The organism is Enterobacter cloacae complex sp. 6730903, assembly GCF_048283985.1.
Taxonomy (GTDB): domain Bacteria; phylum Pseudomonadota; class Gammaproteobacteria; order Enterobacterales; family Enterobacteriaceae; genus Enterobacter; species Enterobacter hormaechei_C.
This window is the reverse complement of the sequence record NZ_JBLVXX010000005.1, coordinates 105,825-123,946: the sequence shown is the minus strand read 5'-3', so window position 1 is coordinate 123,946 and position 18,122 is coordinate 105,825. Positions and strand designations below refer to the sequence as shown.

Here is an 18,122-nt window from a genome sequence, read left to right as displayed (position 1 = left end):
GTTAAAAAATGCGCTCCTGATGCACCCAGACGGCGGCTTCGACGCGGGATTTTAACTTCATTTTTTTCAGCATGTGTTTGACATGCACTTTGACCGTGCTCTCGGTGATGTCCAGACGGCGGGCGATCATTTTGTTCGGCAGCCCCTGGGCAATTAGCTTCAGAATGTCACGCTCGCGCGGGGTCAACTGACTGACGTCGCGGTCAGACGTGGCGCGGTTCGCACGCAGGCTGGCGGCCAGTACCGGCGTTAACGCTTCACTCAGCACCATCTCGCCTGCGGCAGCCTGTTGCAGCGCCTTGAGCAGATCTTCCGGCTCCATATCTTTCAGCAGATAGCCGTCTGCCCCTCGCTTAAGCGCGGTGACCACGTCTTCTTCATGGTTTGAGACGCTGAAGACCACCACCCGGCCAGAGAGGGATTTCTCCCGCAGCTTGTCGAGGGTTTCCAGGCCATTCATGCCCGGCATGTTGAGATCGAGCAAGATCAAATCAGGATCGAGCGATTCGGCAAGTTCAATACCCTGTTCGCCGTTGCTGGCTTCCCCGACGACGGTGATATCTGGCGCCATGCTGACAAGCTGTTTAACGCCAGTGCGCAGCATCGGATGATCGTCAATCAACAGGATAGATGCCGGTTCCTGATTAGTCATGGTTTTCTCCTTGAGCAGTTATGAGGGGCTTTTCGGGTATAAAGGTGACCACTACTTCGGTGCCACCTGACTCTCCCCGGCGAACCTGGCAATCACCGCGCAGGCTTTGCGCGCGGTCTCGCATGATAATTAAACCATAATGGTTCGTTCGTTCGGCATTTTCCGGCACGCCGCGGCCGTTATCCTGAACCCTGAGCTTCACCTGATTATCCTGGCAACTGACGGTGACCGTAACGGCCGTCGCCTCGGCATGCTTGAGCACATTGCTCAGGGCTTCACGGGCAATTTGCAGCAAATGGATCGCCTGGTGAGAGGGCACAAAACGCGGTGGCAACTGGTAATCCAGTTTCACCGGGAAGCCCAGCCGGGCACTAAACTCCTGACAGCTGGACTCCAGCGCAGGGCGCAGCCCCGGCTCGGTGAGCTGCAAACGGAAGGTGGTCAGCAGCTCGCGAAGCTGAACCCACGAGGTGTTAAGCTCGTTGCGGATCTGGCTGAGCAGCTGTTTGCTGCTCTCGGGCATGCCTTCGTCCTGCATTTGCAGGCAGCTCACCTGCATCTTCATGCAGGAGAGGGACTGGGCGATGGAGTCGTGCAGCTCGCGGGCGATGGTGGCACGCTCCTCCATCACGATCAGCTGCTGCTGTTTCTCCTGGTGGCGGTCGAGCGCCAGCGTGGCCGTGAGCTGCTCAACAAGCGTATCGACCAGCTGCTGCTGGTCGTGGCTCAGGTGACGTCCGGCGGGCAGGGTGGCCAACAAAATACCGTACTGGGTATGGCTGTCCATCAGCCGCCACTTGAGGGTCGTGCCGCTGGTGGTAAGCGGCGGCAAGCCGCGCGGGCACAGATGACACCCTTTATCGTCGCAGGAGATGTCCGACTGACAGGTAAATTCCTGATGGTTTTCCTCATCTTCAACGTCGTAAACCCGAAGCTCAAGATCGCGGAGCAGAGTCAGATTTTGCAGGCCGTTCAGTACCGGCGAGAGACGTTCGCAAAGCGGGACCTGCATATGCAGGCGACGGTTCGCCTGCCAGAGGAAAGAGAGGATCTCGTTTTTTTGCTCAAGCCCGGCGGTTTTCTCCTGGACGCGTTGTTCCAGTACCGCGTAGCTTTCTGATAACTCTGCCGACATGGTGTTGAGCGCCTCGCCGAGCATCGCCATTTCGTTGCGCCCGCTGATGTGCGTGCGCTGGGTAAAATCGCGCTGTGTGACGGCGCGGGCCATCGCCAGGAGCTGTTTCCAGGGGTTTAGCAACCGCGCGCGCAGCCAGATAACCGTGAAAATCAACAGCAAACCCATAAACAGCGCCATTGCGCGGTGAACCATCACCACACGGTCAATGCGTAACTCCGTGGTGCGATCGAATGAGGAGACAAGATGATCGATGCGTGATACAAACCCGGCGACATCCCGGGCGACCGTTTCCCGGTCTTCCGCCCGCTTTAATCCTGGCTCCAGCTGGGTATGCCAGTAGCCCTGAAGCGCCTTAAGCTGAGATTGCTGACCGTCACGGATGGCGGCTCTTTCCAGTTCAGGGCTGAATGCGGTACGCTCCATTTCGTCGATAAGCGGCTGGTCAGCCTGCGTCAGCGGCACCGACGCCAGCAGCCGGTAACTCTGCATACGTAGCGAGCCTGCCTCGTTGATGGCATGCGCGTTACCCTGTACACCCTGTACCAGCCAGCCAGAAATAGCCATGCCGGTCACGCCGATAGCGGTGGACAGCAGAACAATAAGCGCCAGCTGGTTAACCAGCGTCAGCGGAGATAAACATCTTTTTAACATAGAGTTGCCGGGCTCCTGACGTGTCCTGATTGCAGGAATGGCGCTATTCTGGTGCATACCCTGGAGTATACCCATACCAATAAAGGATTACCTCTAAATTGCCAGAGGGGTAACGGTTAGTGGGTGGACGAAGCAGGGATGCGTCAGCACCGTGAAAAACCACACCTTTTTTACGTTTTGCACCTACTCATTAAGAGTGATGGCTTTTTTTTCGCCGCAAAACCTCCCACTTTTCCTTTGATTTATATCAACTTACCGCCGCCCTAAAGCCCTAATGTTTGCAGCATCATTCGAGAATCAGAGGTGTCTATGAGTCACTCTTCCGCTCCCGAAAGGGAAACTGGTGCCGTTATTACAGACTGGCGTCCAGAGGATCCGGCGTTCTGGCAACAGCGCGGCCACCGTGTAGCAAGTCGTAATCTGTGGATTTCCGTTCCATGTCTGTTACTGGCGTTTTGCGTCTGGATGTTGTTCAGTGCGGTTGCGGTTAACCTGCCAAAAGTGGGCTTTACCTTTACCACCGATCAGCTGTTTATGTTGACTGCGTTGCCGTCGCTTTCAGGCGCACTGCTGCGCGTTCCTTATGCGTTTATGGTGCCGGTCTTTGGTGGTCGTCGCTGGACGGCTTTCAGTACCGGGATCATGATCGTACCGTGCGTGTGGCTCGGTTTTGCGGTGCAGGATACCTCCACACCGTTTAGCGTGTTCGTGATTATCTCTCTGCTGTGCGGTTTTGCGGGGGCGAACTTTGCGTCCAGTATGGCAAACATCAGCTTCTTCTTCCCGAAAGCGAAGCAGGGCGGTGCGCTGGGCATTAACGGCGGCCTGGGTAACATGGGCGTGAGCGTGATGCAGCTGATTGCCCCGCTGGCGATCTCTGTCTCCATCTTTGCGGCCTTTGGCGGCGGCGGTGTGACGCAGCCCGACGGTTCCGTGCTGTTCCTGCAAAACGCCTCCTGGATTTGGGTACCGTTCCTGGTGGTCTTTACCCTGGCGGCGTGGTTCTTCATGAACGATCTGTCCGCGTCCAAAGCGTCACTGAGCGAGCAGCTGCCGGTGCTGAAGCGTGGCCACCTGTGGGTGATGGCGCTGCTGTATCTGGCAACCTTCGGCTCGTTCATCGGTTTCTCCGCAGGCTTTGCCATGCTGTCTAAAACCCAGTTCCCGGACGTGCAGATCCTTCAGTTTGCCTTCTTCGGTCCGTTTATTGGCGCGCTGGCACGTTCGCTGGGCGGGATGATCTCCGACCGTCTGGGCGGAACGCGCGTTACGCTGGTGAACTTTGTTGTGATGGCCATCTTCTGTGCGCTGCTGTTCCTGACGCTGCCTGCGGGTGGTGAGGGGGGTAACTTCTTTGCCTTCTTCGGCGTCTTCATGGTGCTGTTCCTGACCGCCGGGCTGGGCAGTGCGTCTACTTTCCAGATGATCTCTGTCATCTTCCGCAAGCTGACCATGGACCGCGTGAAAGCGCAGGGTGGGAGCGACGAGCAGGCAATGCGTGAAGCCGCCACCGATACCGCTGCGGCGCTTGGGTTTATCTCTGCGATTGGCGCGATTGGCGGCTTCTTTATTCCAAAAGCGTTCGGTATCTCACTGGATCTGACCGGCTCTCCGGCGGGTGCGATGAAGGTATTCCTCGTTTTCTATATCGCCTGCGTGGTCATCACGTGGCTGGTATATGGCCGTAATACCAAGAAAAACAAGTAAGCTTGATTATCCGTTTGCGCGGCCTGAGTGCCGCGCTTTTTTTAAACACTGAATAGTTACAACATACTATAGACGTTACCCGTGGTCACACGCAGGTAACGCTGTGATCGCCATCGCTTTACAGGTGTGTCTACCCCTTAATACCTAAGATGTTAAATTTTGCCTCGACTATTGTACGATAAATAAAATATATCTATATAAATCATAAAGTTAAAAAACATTTACGGCTACCGCTTTGGTGGTATTTGATCTAATACCCCCCTTCAGAGTCCCCCTTCGTCTTGATCGTTATCAATTCTCACCATCTTTCATAGCGTTACCTTCGCTGCAAATCAGCAATGTCGATTTAGAGAGCCACAGGCTCCACACAGGAGATACCCGATGAGCAAATTTTTGGACCGGTTTCGCTACTTCAAACAGAAGGGTGAAACTTTTGCCGATGGGCACGGCCAGGTTCTGGATACCAACCGGGACTGGGAAGACGGTTACCGTCAACGCTGGCAGCATGACAAAGTTGTCCGTTCTACCCACGGCGTAAACTGCACTGGCTCATGTAGCTGGAAGATTTTCGTTAAAAACGGTCTGGTGACCTGGGAAATGCAGCAGACCGACTATCCGCGTACCCGTCCGGATATGCCGAACCACGAACCGCGCGGCTGCCCGCGTGGGGCCAGCTACTCCTGGTATCTCTACAGCGCCAACCGTCTGAAATACCCGCTGATGCGTAAACGCCTGATGAAAATGTGGCGTGAAGCGAAAGCGCAGCACAGCGATCCGGTTGATGCCTGGGCCTCCATCATTGAAGATGCCGACAAAGCGAAAAGCTTCAAGCAGGCGCGTGGTCGCGGTGGTTTCGTTCGTTCTTCCTGGAAAGAGGTGAACGAGCTGATTGCGGCTTCCAACGTCTACACAGTGAAAACCTACGGTCCTGACCGTGTGGCAGGCTTCTCGCCAATCCCGGCGATGTCGATGGTCTCTTACGCCTCCGGCGCGCGCTACCTGTCACTCATCGGTGGTACCTGCCTGAGCTTCTATGACTGGTACTGCGACCTGCCGCCAGCGTCGCCTCAGACCTGGGGCGAGCAGACCGACGTGCCGGAGTCCGCTGACTGGTACAACTCCAGCTACATCATCGCCTGGGGCTCTAACGTTCCGCAGACCCGTACCCCGGATGCGCACTTCTTTACCGAAGTACGTTACAAAGGGACCAAAACCGTCGCCGTGACCCCGGACTACGCCGAAATCGCCAAACTGTGCGACCTGTGGCTGGCGCCGAAACAGGGTACCGATGCCGCAATGGCGCTGGCGATGGGCCACGTCATGCTGCGTGAATTCCACCTCGACAAGCCAAGCCAGTATTTCACCGATTACGTGCGTCGCTATACCGACATGCCAATGCTGGTGATGCTCGAAGAGCGTGACGGCTATTACGCCGCAGGCCGTATGCTGCGTGCCGCGGATCTGGTGGATGCGCTGGGTCAGGAAAACAACCCGGAGTGGAAAACGGTCGCCTGCAACAGCAACGGCGAGCTGGTGGCGCCAAACGGTTCTATCGGCTTCCGCTGGGGCGAAAAAGGCAAATGGAACCTGGAGCAGCGTAACGGCACCACGGGTGAAGAGACGGAGCTGCGTCTCAGCATGCTGGGCAGCCAGGATGAGATCGCCGATGTCGGCTTCCCGTACTTTGGTGGTGAAGGTTCCGAGCACTTCAACAAGGTTGAGTTGCAAAACGTTCTGATGCACAAGCTGCCGGTGAAGCGCCTGCAACTGGCGGACGGTTCTACTGCTCTGGTCACTACCGTCTACGATCTGACCATGGCGAACTACGGTCTGGAGCGCGGCCTGAACGACGAAAACTGCGCGACCAGCTATGACGACGTGAAGGCTTATACCCCAGCCTGGGCGGAGCAGATCACCGGTGTGCCACGCGCCCAGATCACCCGTATCGCCCGCGAATTTGCGGAAAACGCCGACAAAACCCACGGTCGCTCCATGATCATCGTCGGTGCCGGTCTGAACCACTGGTATCACCTCGATATGAACTATCGCGGCCTGATCAACATGCTGATCTTCTGCGGCTGCGTCGGGCAGAGCGGCGGCGGCTGGGCGCACTACGTGGGCCAGGAAAAACTGCGTCCGCAGACCGGCTGGCAACCGCTGGCGTTTGCTCTTGACTGGCAGCGTCCGGCTCGTCACATGAACAGCACCTCCTACTTCTATAACCACTCCAGCCAGTGGCGCTACGAGACGGTCACCGCCCAGGAGCTGCTGTCGCCGATGGCGGATAAATCCCGCTACAGCGGCCACCTGATTGACTTCAACGTCCGCGCTGAGCGTATGGGCTGGCTGCCGTCTGCGCCGCAGCTGGGCACGAACCCGCTGCGCATTGCGGAAGCGGCGAAGCAAGCGGGCATGTCGCCGGTGGACTACACCGTTAAATCCCTTAAAGACGGCTCAATCCGCTTCGCGGCAGAACAGCCGGAGAACGGTAAAAACCATCCGCGTAACCTGTTTATCTGGCGCTCTAACCTGCTGGGTTCGTCCGGTAAAGGTCACGAGTACATGCTGAAATACCTGCTCGGTACCGAAAACGGTATTCAGGGTAAAGATCTCGGCAAGCAGGGCGGCGTGAAGCCGGAAGAGGTGGAGTGGAAAGACAACGGTCTGGACGGCAAGCTGGATCTGGTGGTAACGCTGGACTTCCGTCTGTCCAGTACCTGCCTGTACTCCGACATCGTGCTGCCTACTGCCACCTGGTACGAAAAAGACGACATGAATACGTCGGATATGCATCCGTTTATTCATCCGCTATCTGCGGCCGTTGACCCGGCATGGGAATCAAAAAGCGACTGGGAAATCTACAAAGACATCGCGAAGAAATTCTCCGAAGTCTGTGTAGGGCACCTGGGCAAAGAGACCGACGTGGTGACGCTGCCCATCCAGCACGACTCCGCTGCCGAACTGGCGCAGCCGCTGGACGTGAAGGACTGGAAAAAAGGCGAGTGCGACCTGATCCCGGGCGTGACCGCGCCGCACATTATTCCGGTTGAACGCGATTACCCGGCAACCTACGAACGCTTTACCTCTATCGGCCCGCTGATGGAGAAGATCGGTAACGGCGGTAAAGGCATCGCCTGGAACACCCAGAGCGAAATGGATCTGCTGCGCAAGCTCAATTACACCAAAGCAGACGGCCCGGCGAAAGGCCAGCCGATGCTGAACACGGCAATTGATGCGGCAGAGATGATCCTGACCCTGGCCCCGGAAACCAACGGCCACGTGGCGGTGAAAGCGTGGGCGGCCCTGAGCGAGTTTACCGGTCGTGACCACACGCACCTGGCGAAGAATAAAGAGGAAGAGAAAATCCGCTTCCGCGATATTCAGGCCCAGCCGCGCAAAATCATCTCCAGCCCGACCTGGTCAGGCCTTGAAGATGAACACGTGTCCTATAACGCCGGATACACCAACGTTCACGAGCTGATCCCATGGCGCACGCTTTCTGGCCGTCAGTCGCTCTATCAGGATCACCAGTGGATGCGTGACTTCGGTGAAAGCCTGCTGGTTTACCGTCCGCCAATCGATACCCGCTCCGTGAAAGCGGTGATGGGCGCGAAATCGAACGGTAACCCTGAGAAGGCGCTGAACTTCCTGACGCCGCACCAGAAGTGGGGTATCCACTCCACCTATAGCGACAACCTGCTGATGCTGACGCTGTCGCGCGGTGGTCCGATTGTCTGGATGAGCGAAGCGGACGCCAAAGATCTGGGTATCGAAGATAACGACTGGATCGAAGTGTTCAACAGCAACGGCGCCCTGACGGCACGTGCGGTGGTGAGCCAGCGTGTACCTGCCGGGATGACCATGATGTACCACGCGCAGGAACGTATCGTTAACCTGCCGGGGTCTGAGATCACCGAGCAGCGCGGCGGCATTCACAACTCCGTGACCCGTATTACGCCGAAGCCGACCCACATGATCGGTGGTTATGCCCAGCTGGCCTACGGCTTTAACTACTACGGCACCGTAGGATCGAACCGCGATGAGTTCGTGGTGGTACGTAAGATGAAGAATATTAACTGGTTAGATGGTGAAGGTAATGACCAGGTACAGGAGAGCGTAAAATGAAAATTCGTTCACAAGTCGGCATGGTGCTGAATCTGGATAAATGCATCGGCTGTCATACCTGCTCAGTCACCTGTAAAAACGTCTGGACCAGCCGTGAAGGTATGGAGTACGCCTGGTTCAACAACGTGGAAAGCAAGCCGGGCACTGGCTTCCCGACCGACTGGGAAAACCAGGAGAAGTGGAAGGGCGGCTGGATCCGTAAAATCAACGGCAAACTGCAACCGCGCATGGGTAACCGTGCCATGCTGCTGGGTAAAATCTTCGCTAACCCGCATCTGCCGGGCATTGATGATTACTACGAGCCGTTTGATTACGACTATCAGAACCTGCACAACGCGCCGGAAAGCAAACACCAGCCGATCGCCCGTCCTCGCTCGCTGATCACCGGTCAGCGCATGGACAAAATTACCAGCGGTCCAAACTGGGAAGAAATTCTGGGCGGCGAATTCGAAAAACGCGCCAAAGACCAGAACTTCGAGAACATGCAGAAGGCGATGTACGGCCAGTTCGAAAACACCTTCATGATGTATCTGCCGCGCCTGTGCGAACACTGCCTTAACCCGGCGTGCGTGGCGACCTGCCCAAGCGGCGCCATCTACAAGCGTGAAGAAGATGGCATTGTGCTGATCGACCAGGACAAGTGCCGCGGCTGGCGTATGTGCATCACCGGCTGCCCGTACAAAAAAATCTACTTCAACTGGAAGAGCGGTAAGTCTGAGAAGTGCATCTTCTGCTATCCGCGTATCGAAGCCGGTATGCCGACCGTCTGCTCAGAGAGCTGCGTAGGTCGTATCCGCTACCTCGGCGTGCTGCTGTACGACGCGGACGCGATTGAAAATGCCGCCAGCACCGAGCACGAGAAAGATCTGTATCAGCGTCAGCTGGACGTCTTCCTCGATCCGAACGATCCGAAGGTTATCGAGCAGGCGCTGAAAGACGGTATTCCGCAGAGCGTGATTGACGCCGCACAGCAGTCTCCGGTGTACAAGATGGCGATGGACTGGAAGCTGGCCCTGCCGCTGCACCCGGAATACCGCACGCTGCCGATGGTCTGGTACGTGCCGCCGCTGTCTCCGATTCAGTCTGCGGCGGACGCGGGTGAACTTGGCAGCAACGGCATTCTGCCGGATGTGGAAAGCCTGCGCATCCCGGTTCAGTATCTGGCCAACCTGCTCACCGCTGGGGATACCCAGCCGGTACTGCTGGCGCTGAAACGTATGCTGGCGATGCGTCACTTCAAACGTGCGGAAACCGTTGACGGCGTTAACGATACCCGCGCGCTGGAAGAGGTTGGTCTGACCGAAGCGCAGGCGCAGGAGATGTACCGCTATCTGGCAATCGCTAACTACGAAGATCGTTTCGTGGTGCCGAGCAGCCACCGTGAACTGGCTCGCGAGGCCTTCCCGGAGAAAAGTGGGTGTGGCTTTACCTTTGGCGACGGTTGCCACGGGTCAGACAGCAAATTCAACCTGTTCAACAGCCGCCGCATTGACGCGATGGATGTGACCAGCAAAACGGAGCCGCACCAATGATTGAACTCGTCATTGTTTCGCGTCTGCTCGAGTACCCTGATGCTGCGCTTGTGCAGCATCAACAGGAACTCTTTGATGCACTCGCGTCATCTGAAAACCTGGATAAAGAGGATGCCCAGAAGCTGGGCGTTTTCCTCCGCGACCTGCTGGCGCGCGATCTTCTTGATGCGCAGGCGGACTACAGCCAGCTGTTTGATCGCGGCCGTGCAACGTCTCTGCTGCTGTTCGAACACGTTCACGGTGAATCCCGCGACCGTGGTCAGGCGATGGTGGATCTGATGGCCCAGTACGAGCAGCACGGTTTGCAACTCGACAGCCGCGAGCTGCCGGATCACCTGCCGCTGTATCTGGAATATCTGGCACAGTTGCCGAAAGAGGAAGCGCTGGGCGGGTTACAGGACATTGCTCCCATTCTGGCGTTGCTCGGCGCGCGTCTCCAGCAACGTGAGAGCAGCTATGCAGTCCTGTTCGATCTGCTGGTGAAACTGGCTAACGCCTCGGTTGACAGTCAAAAAGTGGCGGAAAAAATCGCGGATGAAGCCCGTGACGATACCCCACAAGCACTGGATGCCGTCTGGGAAGAGGAGCAAGTGAAATTCTTTGCTGACCAGAGCTGTGGCGAATCTGAAATCTCCGCGCATCAGCGTCGTTTTGCCGGAGCGGTGGCTCCGCAATATTTGAATATCTCTAACGGAGGACAGCACTAATGCACTTCCTGAATATGTTCTTCTTTGACATTTACCCGTATATCGCGGGCACCGTGTTCCTGGTGGGAAGCTGGCTGCGTTATGACTATGGCCAGTACACCTGGCGTGCTGCCTCCAGCCAGATGCTGGATCGTAAAGGGATGAACCTGGCGTCAAACCTGTTCCACATCGGGATTTTGGGGATTTTCGCCGGTCACTTCCTGGGGATGCTGACCCCGCACTGGATGTACGAAGCGTGGCTGCCGATTGACGTGAAGCAGAAGATGGCGATGATTGCCGGCGGCGCCTGTGGCGTGATGACCCTGGTGGGTGGTCTGTTGCTGCTGAAACGCCGTCTGTTCAGCCCACGCGTGCGGGCTACCACGACCGGAGCGGACATCCTGATCCTCTCCCTGCTGATGGTGCAGTGTGCGCTTGGTCTGCTGACCATTCCATTCTCTGCGCAGCATATGGACGGCAGCGAGATGATGAAGCTGGTTGGATGGGCGCAGTCTGTCGTGACCTTCCGCGGAGGCGCTTCTGAGCATCTGGACGGCGTGGCGTTCATCTTCCGCGTTCACCTGGTGCTGGGTATGACCCTGTTTGTGCTGTTCCCGTTCTCTCGCCTGGTGCACATCTGGAGTGCGCCGGTGGAGTACCTGACGCGCAAATATCAGATTGTGCGTGCTCGTCGCTGATTCGCTGTATTAATACAACCCCGCATTTGCGGGGTTTTTTTTGTCCCCGATCCAGGGGGCGTGCGGATGCCGGGTGGCGGCTGCGCCTTACCCGGCCTACAGAATTCACTATGCTCGAATCGAACCTTGGTCGAAGCTTCTTATCCTTCCCAGCATGGGAGAACCATGGGGCATTGTGCTTTTGGAGAGTGCTAAAGAATCTGGGAGTGATGGTGGTGGGGGAAGGATTCGAACCTTCGAAGTCGATGACGGCAGATTTACAGTCTGCTCCCTTTGGCCGCTCGGGAACCCCACCAGGGGTAATTCATATTTTGAGGTAAAGCTGGAGATGGTGGTGGGGGAAGGATTCGAACCTTCGAAGTCGATGACGGCAGATTTACAGTCTGCTCCCTTTGGCCGCTCGGGAACCCCACCACGGGGTAATGCTTTTAACTGGCCTGCTTCCTGTTGGAAGCGGGGCGCATCATATCAAATGAGACGCCCCTGTAAAGCATTCCTTTAGGGAAATGAAGCTGTTTGCCTGCTTTTTATCCGTAAAGGCGTAAAGCTAATCAATTCATTTTCCGAAGGATTAAAGAATAATCGTTCTGTTGCCGTACACAAAGACGCGCTGGGCAAGTACCTGATACAGCGCACGGCTCAGTACGTTCTTCTCAACGTCACGACCAGCACGCATCATATCTTCTGCCGTGTAGGTGTGATCCACGTGAATCACGTCCTGCATGATGATTGGACCTTCGTCCAGATTGTCATTCACGTAGTGCGCGGTTGCGCCAATGATCTTCACCCCACGCTCGTATGCCTGGTGATACGGACGCGCGCCAATAAAGGCTGGCAGGAAGGAGTGGTGGATGTTGATAATCTTGTTCGGGAAACGCGCCACGAAGGATGGCGTCAGCACGCGCATATATTTCGCCAGCACCACGTAGTCCGGGTTATGCGCTTCAATCGCAGCAGACATCAGGTTGTCGTGCTCTTCACGGGTATGGCCTTCGTGACTGACCAGTTCAAACGGAATGTCAAAACGTTCAACCAGCGTACGCAGCGTCTCGTGGTTGCCAATGACGGCGGCAATTTCGACGTCCAGGCCACCGTAGTTGGCTTTCATCAGCAGATCGCCCAGGCAGTGTGCCTCTTTGGTGACCAGAATGACAATGCGGCGACGGCCCGCCGGGTTCAGCTCGCGCACCGAGCCTTCCGGCAGGGCGCTGTCCAGATCGGCAAGCAGGGTTGTGTCGTTGAAAATGCCTTCCAGTTCGGTACGCATAAAGAAGCGACCGGTACGGTGGTCAACGAACTCGTTGTTCTGCACGATATTCAGTTCATGCTTGTAGCAAATGTTGGTAATTCGTGCGATCAGCCCTTTTTGATCGGGACAGATAGTGCGCAGAACTTTACGTTGTAATGATTGCATCGCCGGGAAATCCTGTTTATGTATTTGCGAAGTCTGAGTTGTCAGGCATTACTGCCGCAACACTTTTTAAATTTTTTTCCTGAACCACAGGGGCAGGGATCGTTACGACCGAATTGCGGACGTGTGCCGTCAATATAATACCATTGCCCGCTCTCCTTTAAGAACCGTGAGCGTTCAATGATGGCACCGGGTTTGTTTTGTTCGCTAAAGCGGGCGACAAAACTGACATAGCCCTCGTTGGCATCGCGGCCGGGAGCGGCTTCAAAGACGGTGAGGCCCAGCCAGACGGTGTTGGCAAATCCGGCTTCAATCTCTTGCCGAAAATCGGCAGCATGGCAGGATGGATGCCAGGTTTTAATCAGGTAGTCTGCGTTTTTGATCACAAAAGCAGTATACCGCGAGCGCATAAGGTGTGACGGGTCTGGTGCAACCTGCTCGCCAGAAAGATATCGCTGGCAACATAGGCTATACTCCAGAGCGCTACCACAGGGGCAGAGTTGAGACACGATTCTCTTCCTGGAACAAAAAATAAGGCGTTAAACGCTTAAGGTAGCAATATGTTAACTGAGCAGGTGCGTTGACGCTATGTCGGGAATCCAGGGGAAGTAAAACAGGGCTAATGAGAAAGGTAAAAATTGGACTGGCGTTGGGCTCAGGTGCAGCCCGGGGTTGGTCACATATTGGCGTTATCAATACCTTAAACCAGATGGGGATTGACGTTGATATTGTCGCAGGATGTTCTATCGGGTCGCTGGTCGGATCCGCGTACGCCTGCGGTAAGCTCCCTGAGCTTGAAAGCTGGGTGCGCTCCTTCAGTTACTGGGATGTGCTGCGCTTGATGGATCTCTCCTGGCAGCGTGGCGGCCTGCTGCGCGGCGAACGCGTGTTCAATCAGTTTCGCAAGATAATGCCCCTCGCTGACTTCAGCCACTGCCAAATGCCTTTCGGGGCCGTTGCAACCAACCTCAGTACGGGCAGGGAGTTATGGCTCACTGAAGGGGATATTCATCTCGCCGTTCGTGCATCCTGTAGCATGCCGGGGTTAATGGCGCCTGTGCCTCACAACGGCTAATGGCTCGTTGATGGGGGCGTAGTGAATCCTGTCCCTGTCTCTCTGACGCGCGCCATGGGGGCGGATATCGTTATTGCCGTGGATTTACAGCACGATGCACACCTTATGCAGCAAGATTTGATGCCGGTTAATCTTCAGAGCGATGACGCGGAAGAAGAGAAACTTGCCTGGCATGCGCGTTTACGCGGCAGAATAGGGCGCCTGACCGCTCGTCGCGCGGTGACCGCGCCGAACGCCATTGAAATCATGACGACCTCTATTCAAATTCTTGAGAATCGCCTGAAGCGAAACCGTATGGCTGGCGATCCTCCGGATATTCTTATTCAACCCTATTGTCCACAAATCTCTACCCTTGATTTCCACCGGGCTGAGGCCGCCATAGCAGCGGGCTCGTTAGCCGTCGAAAAGAAAATAGATGAACTGTTGCCTTTTGTGCGTACAGCACGTTGAGCACTTTTTTGATTACTTCAGCAAAATCTGACAGGCGATAGTACCAATAGCATGCCACTATTGAGTAACTGTCAGCCAGGGGAGGAACCATGACACAGCCATTGGCCGGAAAACATATTTTGATAGTAGAAGACGAGCCCGTTTTCCGATCGCTACTGGATTCGTGGTTATCCTCACTGGGTGCAACCACGTCCCTCGCCGAAGATGGCGTCGAGGCACTGGAAAAAATGGCCAGCATGGCGCCGGATCTGATGATCTGCGATCTCGAGATGCCGCGCATGGACGGATTAATGCTGGTGGAAAACCTGCGTAATGAAGGTTATCAGACACCGATACTGGTGATCTCGGCCACCGAAAATATGGCGGATATTGCTAAGGCGTTGCGTTTAGGAGTGCAGGATATCCTGCTCAAACCGGTTAAAGATTTGAACCGACTGCGTGAAACGGTGTTGGCCTGCCTGTATCCCAATATGTTTAATTCCCGGGTGGAAGAAGAAGAACGTCTTTTCCAGGACTGGGATGCTTTAGTCAGTAATCCGCTCGCGGCCGCGAAGCTGCTTCAGGAACTTCAGCCGCCGGTGCAGCAAAATATCTCTCATTGCAGAGTAAATTATCGCCAGCTGGTAGCGGCTGACCAGCCAGGACTGGTGCTGGATATTGCGCCGCTCTCGGATTCCGACCTCGCTTTTTATTGCCTGGATGTTACCCGAGCGGGAGATAACGGCGTTCTGGCGGCCTTATTACTCCGGGCGCTGTTTAATGGATTGCTACAGGAACAATTATCCCATCAGGGGCAACGACTTCCTGAGTTAGGCAGTTTACTAAAACAGGTCAACCAACTTTTTCGCCAGGCCAATTTGCCGGGGCAGTTCCCGCTTCTGGTTGGCTATTATCACAGCGGGTTGAATAACCTTATTCTGGTATCTGCGGGTTTAAATGCCACACTGAATACTGGCGAACACCATATTCAGGTGAGTAATGGCGTGCCGTTGGGTACGCTGGGAAATACTTACCTTAATCAAATTAGCCATCGCTGCACCTCCTGGCAGTGCCAAATTTGGGGTGCCGGAGGGCGGTTACGCTTAATGTTGTCCACGGAGTAAGCAGTCAGATTTTATTTTTCAGATTGCTTTACCTGTGTTTTTGCTGGCAGTGCTACTATCGCTGCAAGTTTCATGCGTATTTGTCTTAATTGATCGGCAACGCGTTCTTTTCAGACCCGTATTAGTGGCTGAGACGGTATACTCAACGCGTTATTCAATGCATAAAAGTTCAAAACTTGAACAGTTCAGGAGAATTTCAATGGCTGCCCTTAATTCGAAAGTCAGAAAGGCCGTTATCCCGGTGGCGGGATTGGGTACCAGGATGTTGCCAGCGACGAAGGCAATCCCAAAAGAGATGCTGCCTCTGGTTGATAAGCCATTAATCCAGTATGTCGTGAATGAATGTATTGCAGCAGGTATCACCGAAATTGTGCTGGTGACGCATTCATCTAAAAACTCTATCGAAAACCATTTCGATACCAGTTTCGAACTGGAAGCAATGCTGGAAAAACGCGTTAAGCGCCAGCTGCTGGAGGAAGTGCAGTCTATTTGCCCTCCACACGTTACCATTATGCAGGTTCGTCAGGGCCTGGCGAAAGGCCTGGGACACGCAGTATTGTGTGCACATCCGGTAGTAGGTGATGAGCCGGTCGCGGTTATTCTGCCTGACGTTATTCTTGATGAGTACGAGTCCGATCTTTCCCAGGAAAACCTGGCGGAAATGATTAAACGCTTCGACGAAACCGGCAGCAGCCAGATTATGGTTGAGCCAGTCGACGACGTGACCGCTTACGGTGTGGTTGACTGCAAAGGCGTTGACCTGCAACCTGGCGAAAGCGTACCGATGGTTGGCGTGGTTGAAAAACCTAAAGCGGACGTCGCGCCGTCTAACCTTGCTGTCGTTGGCCGTTACGTACTGAGCGCTGAAATTTGGGCGCTGCTGGCGAAAACGCCTCCGGGTGCGGGCGATGAAATCCAGCTGACAGATGCTATCGATATGCTGATCGAGAAAGAGACCGTGGAAGCCTACCATATGAAAGGTAAGAGCCATGACTGCGGGAATAAGCTCGGTTATATGCAGGCATTCGTCGAATATGGTATTCGCCATAACAGCCTGGGTGAAGAATTTAAAACCTGGCTCAAAGGTAGCGTGGGTATTAAGTAATAAACTCACCAGCCTGTGAACAAGACCGGTGTGGCGTTGCCCACCGGTTTTTTTATGCCTGTCACTCTGTAATTGGCGGGGGATTGTCAAGGACGTTAAATAGTAAGCCTCGCAATATGACAGAATGTAAGGAGATGTTCGGGCAAATATTACAGGCATAAAAAATCCCGCACAGGGCGGGATTTTTCAGAATCTTTCCAGATTAATCCTTGATCAGGAAGTCATCCAGTTGTTTACCTTGTTCGTCCATTGCTTTCTTGATTACAGCAGGAGTACGACCCTGGCCGGTCCAGGTTTTCTCTTCGCCGTTCTCATCGATGTAGCTATATTTAGCAGGACGTGCCGCGCGTTTTGCTTTGGTACCGGTTTTAGCCGCAGCCATGCTGTTCAGCAATTCGTTTGGATCGATACCATCGGCAATCAGCATTTCGCGATACTGTTGCAGTTTACGTGTACGTTCTTCGATTTCAGCCGCAGCTGCGCTTTCTTCTTCACGACGTTCGTTAACTACAACTTCTAATTTTTCGAGCATTTCTTCAAGCGTCTCAAGGGTACATTCTCTTGCCTGCGCACGAAGAGTACGGATGTTGTTCAGAATTTTAAGTGCTTCGCTCATTGTAGTAATCTCAAACTTATAATGGGGGTGGGTTTGTTGTCCTAATAATAGAGCCTTAATTTCACTTGTGCAATAGGTGGGAATGTAAGGAATTCAAAAAATACAAAATAAACGACGCTATTATTAATTACGCTAACTTAAATTTCATTGTTTGTTGGGTCTGCGAGATATCGTTTCAAACGGCAAAAACGCGTCATTTGCATGTTTGTTTTGTGACTTTTACCTCAGGAATTATAGTTGCGGTTGATAAATATCAGCCTTTTGTATTACCCCGAGTAAGCGCAGCGAAGCCAGGAATAGTTAATAAATAGTGAATTTTAATGAACGAAGAAGACACTATAAAAAGAAGTGTTATCTCTGGTTGCGGGCTCACCTTATTGTCAGTGTTTAATGCCATTACTGCCTGTTTTAACGCATTATTTTGCGCTATTTGCGAAGGGTTTACGGGGGCATGACAGGCTGGAGTGTGCACCGCGCCGCTGATGACGGTACAAAATATGGTACAATGATCCATCGGGAATATTACACATTGATTAGGGTTCTTCGGCCAATGGCACAACTTTATTTCTACTATTCGGCAATGAATGCAGGGAAATCGACGGCGTTACTGCAATCCTCATACAATTATCAGGAGCGGGGGATGCGTACCGTTGTTTATACCGCCGAAATCGACGATCGCTTTGGGGCAGGGAAGGTAAGCTCAAGAATAGGGCTCTCGTCGCCTGCAAGGCTGTTTAACCCTGAAACGGACCTGCTGGAGGACATTCGTGCCGAGCATGCCTCTAAGCCTGTCCATTGCGTGCTGGTAGATGAAAGCCAGTTCCTGACCCGCGAGCAGGTCCATGCGCTTTCAGAGGTCGTTGATGAGCTGGATATTCCCGTTCTTTGCTATGGATTACGTACCGATTTTCGTGGGGAGTTATTTGCCGGCAGTCAGTATCTGCTCGCCTGGTCGGATAAGCTGGTTGAGCTGAAAACGATCTGCTTTTGTGGCCGCAAGGCAAGTATGGTTCTTCGCCTGGACCAGTCGGGTAAACCCTATGCTGATGGCGAGCAGGTGGTGATAGGAGGCAATGAACGTTATGTCTCGGTCTGCCGCAAGCATTATAAAGAGGCGCTGGCTGTAGGCTCGCTGACGGCGTTACAGGGCGACAATCGAAAATAATAAGAATG

At 54.4% G+C, this 18,122-nt stretch carries 13 protein-coding genes, 2 tRNA genes and 1 pseudogene; 9 read left to right on the top strand and 7 right to left on the bottom strand.

Going from position 1 to position 18,122, the window contains the following annotated elements:
* Nucleotide 1: 1 nt before the first annotated feature.
* A complete protein-coding gene (narL, locus tag ACNQ0W_RS04195; protein WP_003856701.1) occupies nt 2–652 on the bottom strand; it encodes a two-component system response regulator NarL in 651 nt (216 codons plus the stop codon).
* A complete protein-coding gene (gene narX / locus ACNQ0W_RS04190) occupies nt 645–2,441 on the bottom strand; it encodes a nitrate/nitrite two-component system sensor histidine kinase NarX (protein WP_033486844.1) in 1,797 nt (598 codons plus the stop codon). Before narX ends, narL begins: the two co-directional genes overlap by 8 nt.
* A 309-nt stretch (nt 2,442–2,750) precedes the next feature.
* On the opposite strand from narX, the gene ACNQ0W_RS04185 reads away from it, so the two are divergent.
* From ACNQ0W_RS04185 to narI, 5 genes are all read left to right on the top strand, one after another.
* Nucleotides 2,751–4,148 (top strand): NarK family nitrate/nitrite MFS transporter, encoded by a 1,398-nt coding sequence (locus tag ACNQ0W_RS04185; RefSeq protein ID WP_017384245.1) that lies wholly within the window; start codon nt 2,751–2,753, stop codon nt 4,146–4,148.
* A gap of 381 nt (nt 4,149–4,529) precedes the next feature.
* Nucleotides 4,530–8,273 carry a nitrate reductase subunit alpha gene (locus tag ACNQ0W_RS04180; RefSeq protein ID WP_032653838.1) on the top strand — a complete coding sequence of 1,248 codons (3,744 nt, stop codon included), beginning with the start codon at nt 4,530–4,532 and terminating at the stop codon, nt 8,271–8,273.
* Entirely contained in the window at nt 8,270–9,805 is a 1,536-nt protein-coding gene (gene narH / locus ACNQ0W_RS04175; protein ID WP_047051577.1) for a nitrate reductase subunit beta, read from the top strand. The genes ACNQ0W_RS04180 and narH overlap by 4 nt, the downstream gene beginning before the upstream one ends.
* Nucleotides 9,802–10,512, top strand: coding sequence for a nitrate reductase molybdenum cofactor assembly chaperone (narJ, locus tag ACNQ0W_RS04170; RefSeq protein WP_022651366.1), 711 nt, complete (start codon nt 9,802–9,804; stop codon nt 10,510–10,512). Before narH ends, narJ begins: the two co-directional genes overlap by 4 nt.
* Complete coding sequence (gene narI / locus ACNQ0W_RS04165; RefSeq protein ID WP_047051574.1) at nt 10,512–11,189, top strand: respiratory nitrate reductase subunit gamma; 678 nt, start codon at nt 10,512–10,514, stop codon at nt 11,187–11,189. The genes narJ and narI overlap by 1 nt, the downstream gene beginning before the upstream one ends.
* 210 nt (nt 11,190–11,399) lie before the next feature.
* Here narI and ACNQ0W_RS04160 read toward each other — a convergent pair.
* The 4 genes from ACNQ0W_RS04160 to ACNQ0W_RS04145 form a co-directional block, all read right to left on the bottom strand.
* Nucleotides 11,400–11,484, bottom strand: a tRNA-Tyr gene (locus tag ACNQ0W_RS04160).
* Nucleotides 11,485–11,518: 34 nt separating this feature from the next.
* Nucleotides 11,519–11,603: transfer RNA gene (locus tag ACNQ0W_RS04155), tRNA-Tyr, on the bottom strand.
* 157 nt (nt 11,604–11,760) lie between these two features.
* On the bottom strand, nt 11,761–12,603 hold the full coding sequence (purU, locus tag ACNQ0W_RS04150) for a formyltetrahydrofolate deformylase (RefSeq protein WP_032653833.1): 843 nt from the start codon (nt 12,601–12,603) through the stop codon (nt 11,761–11,763).
* A 41-nt stretch (nt 12,604–12,644) separates the two neighbouring features.
* Nucleotides 12,645–13,109, bottom strand: a complete 465-nt coding sequence (locus ACNQ0W_RS04145; RefSeq protein WP_032673872.1) for a YchJ family protein — start codon at nt 13,107–13,109, stop codon at nt 12,645–12,647.
* Nucleotides 13,110–13,222: 113 nt separating this feature from the next.
* Here ACNQ0W_RS04145 and rssA point away from each other — a divergent pair.
* From rssA to galU, 3 genes and pseudogenes are all read left to right on the top strand, one after another.
* Nucleotides 13,223–14,125 (top strand): annotated as a pseudogene (gene rssA, locus ACNQ0W_RS04140) (patatin-like phospholipase RssA).
* An 89-nt stretch (nt 14,126–14,214) separates the two neighbouring features.
* Nucleotides 14,215–15,228: a two-component system response regulator RssB gene (gene rssB / locus ACNQ0W_RS04135; RefSeq protein ID WP_003856721.1), complete on the top strand. Its 1,014-nt coding sequence runs from the start codon at nt 14,215–14,217 to the stop codon at nt 15,226–15,228.
* A gap of 199 nt (nt 15,229–15,427) precedes the next feature.
* Nucleotides 15,428–16,333, top strand: a complete 906-nt coding sequence (gene galU, locus ACNQ0W_RS04130) for a UTP--glucose-1-phosphate uridylyltransferase GalU (RefSeq protein ID WP_039270602.1) — start codon at nt 15,428–15,430, stop codon at nt 16,331–16,333.
* Between the two features lie 202 nt (nt 16,334–16,535).
* On the opposite strand, the gene hns is transcribed toward galU, so the two are convergent.
* Nucleotides 16,536–16,949: a histone-like nucleoid-structuring protein H-NS gene (hns, locus tag ACNQ0W_RS04125; RefSeq protein WP_003856724.1), complete on the bottom strand. Its 414-nt coding sequence runs from the start codon at nt 16,947–16,949 to the stop codon at nt 16,536–16,538.
* 550 nt (nt 16,950–17,499) lie between these two features.
* On the opposite strand from hns, the gene tdk reads away from it, so the two are divergent.
* Nucleotides 17,500–18,114: a thymidine kinase gene (gene tdk / locus ACNQ0W_RS04120; protein WP_003856726.1), complete on the top strand. Its 615-nt coding sequence runs from the start codon at nt 17,500–17,502 to the stop codon at nt 18,112–18,114.
* The last annotated feature ends 8 nt before the right edge of the window (nt 18,115–18,122 follow it).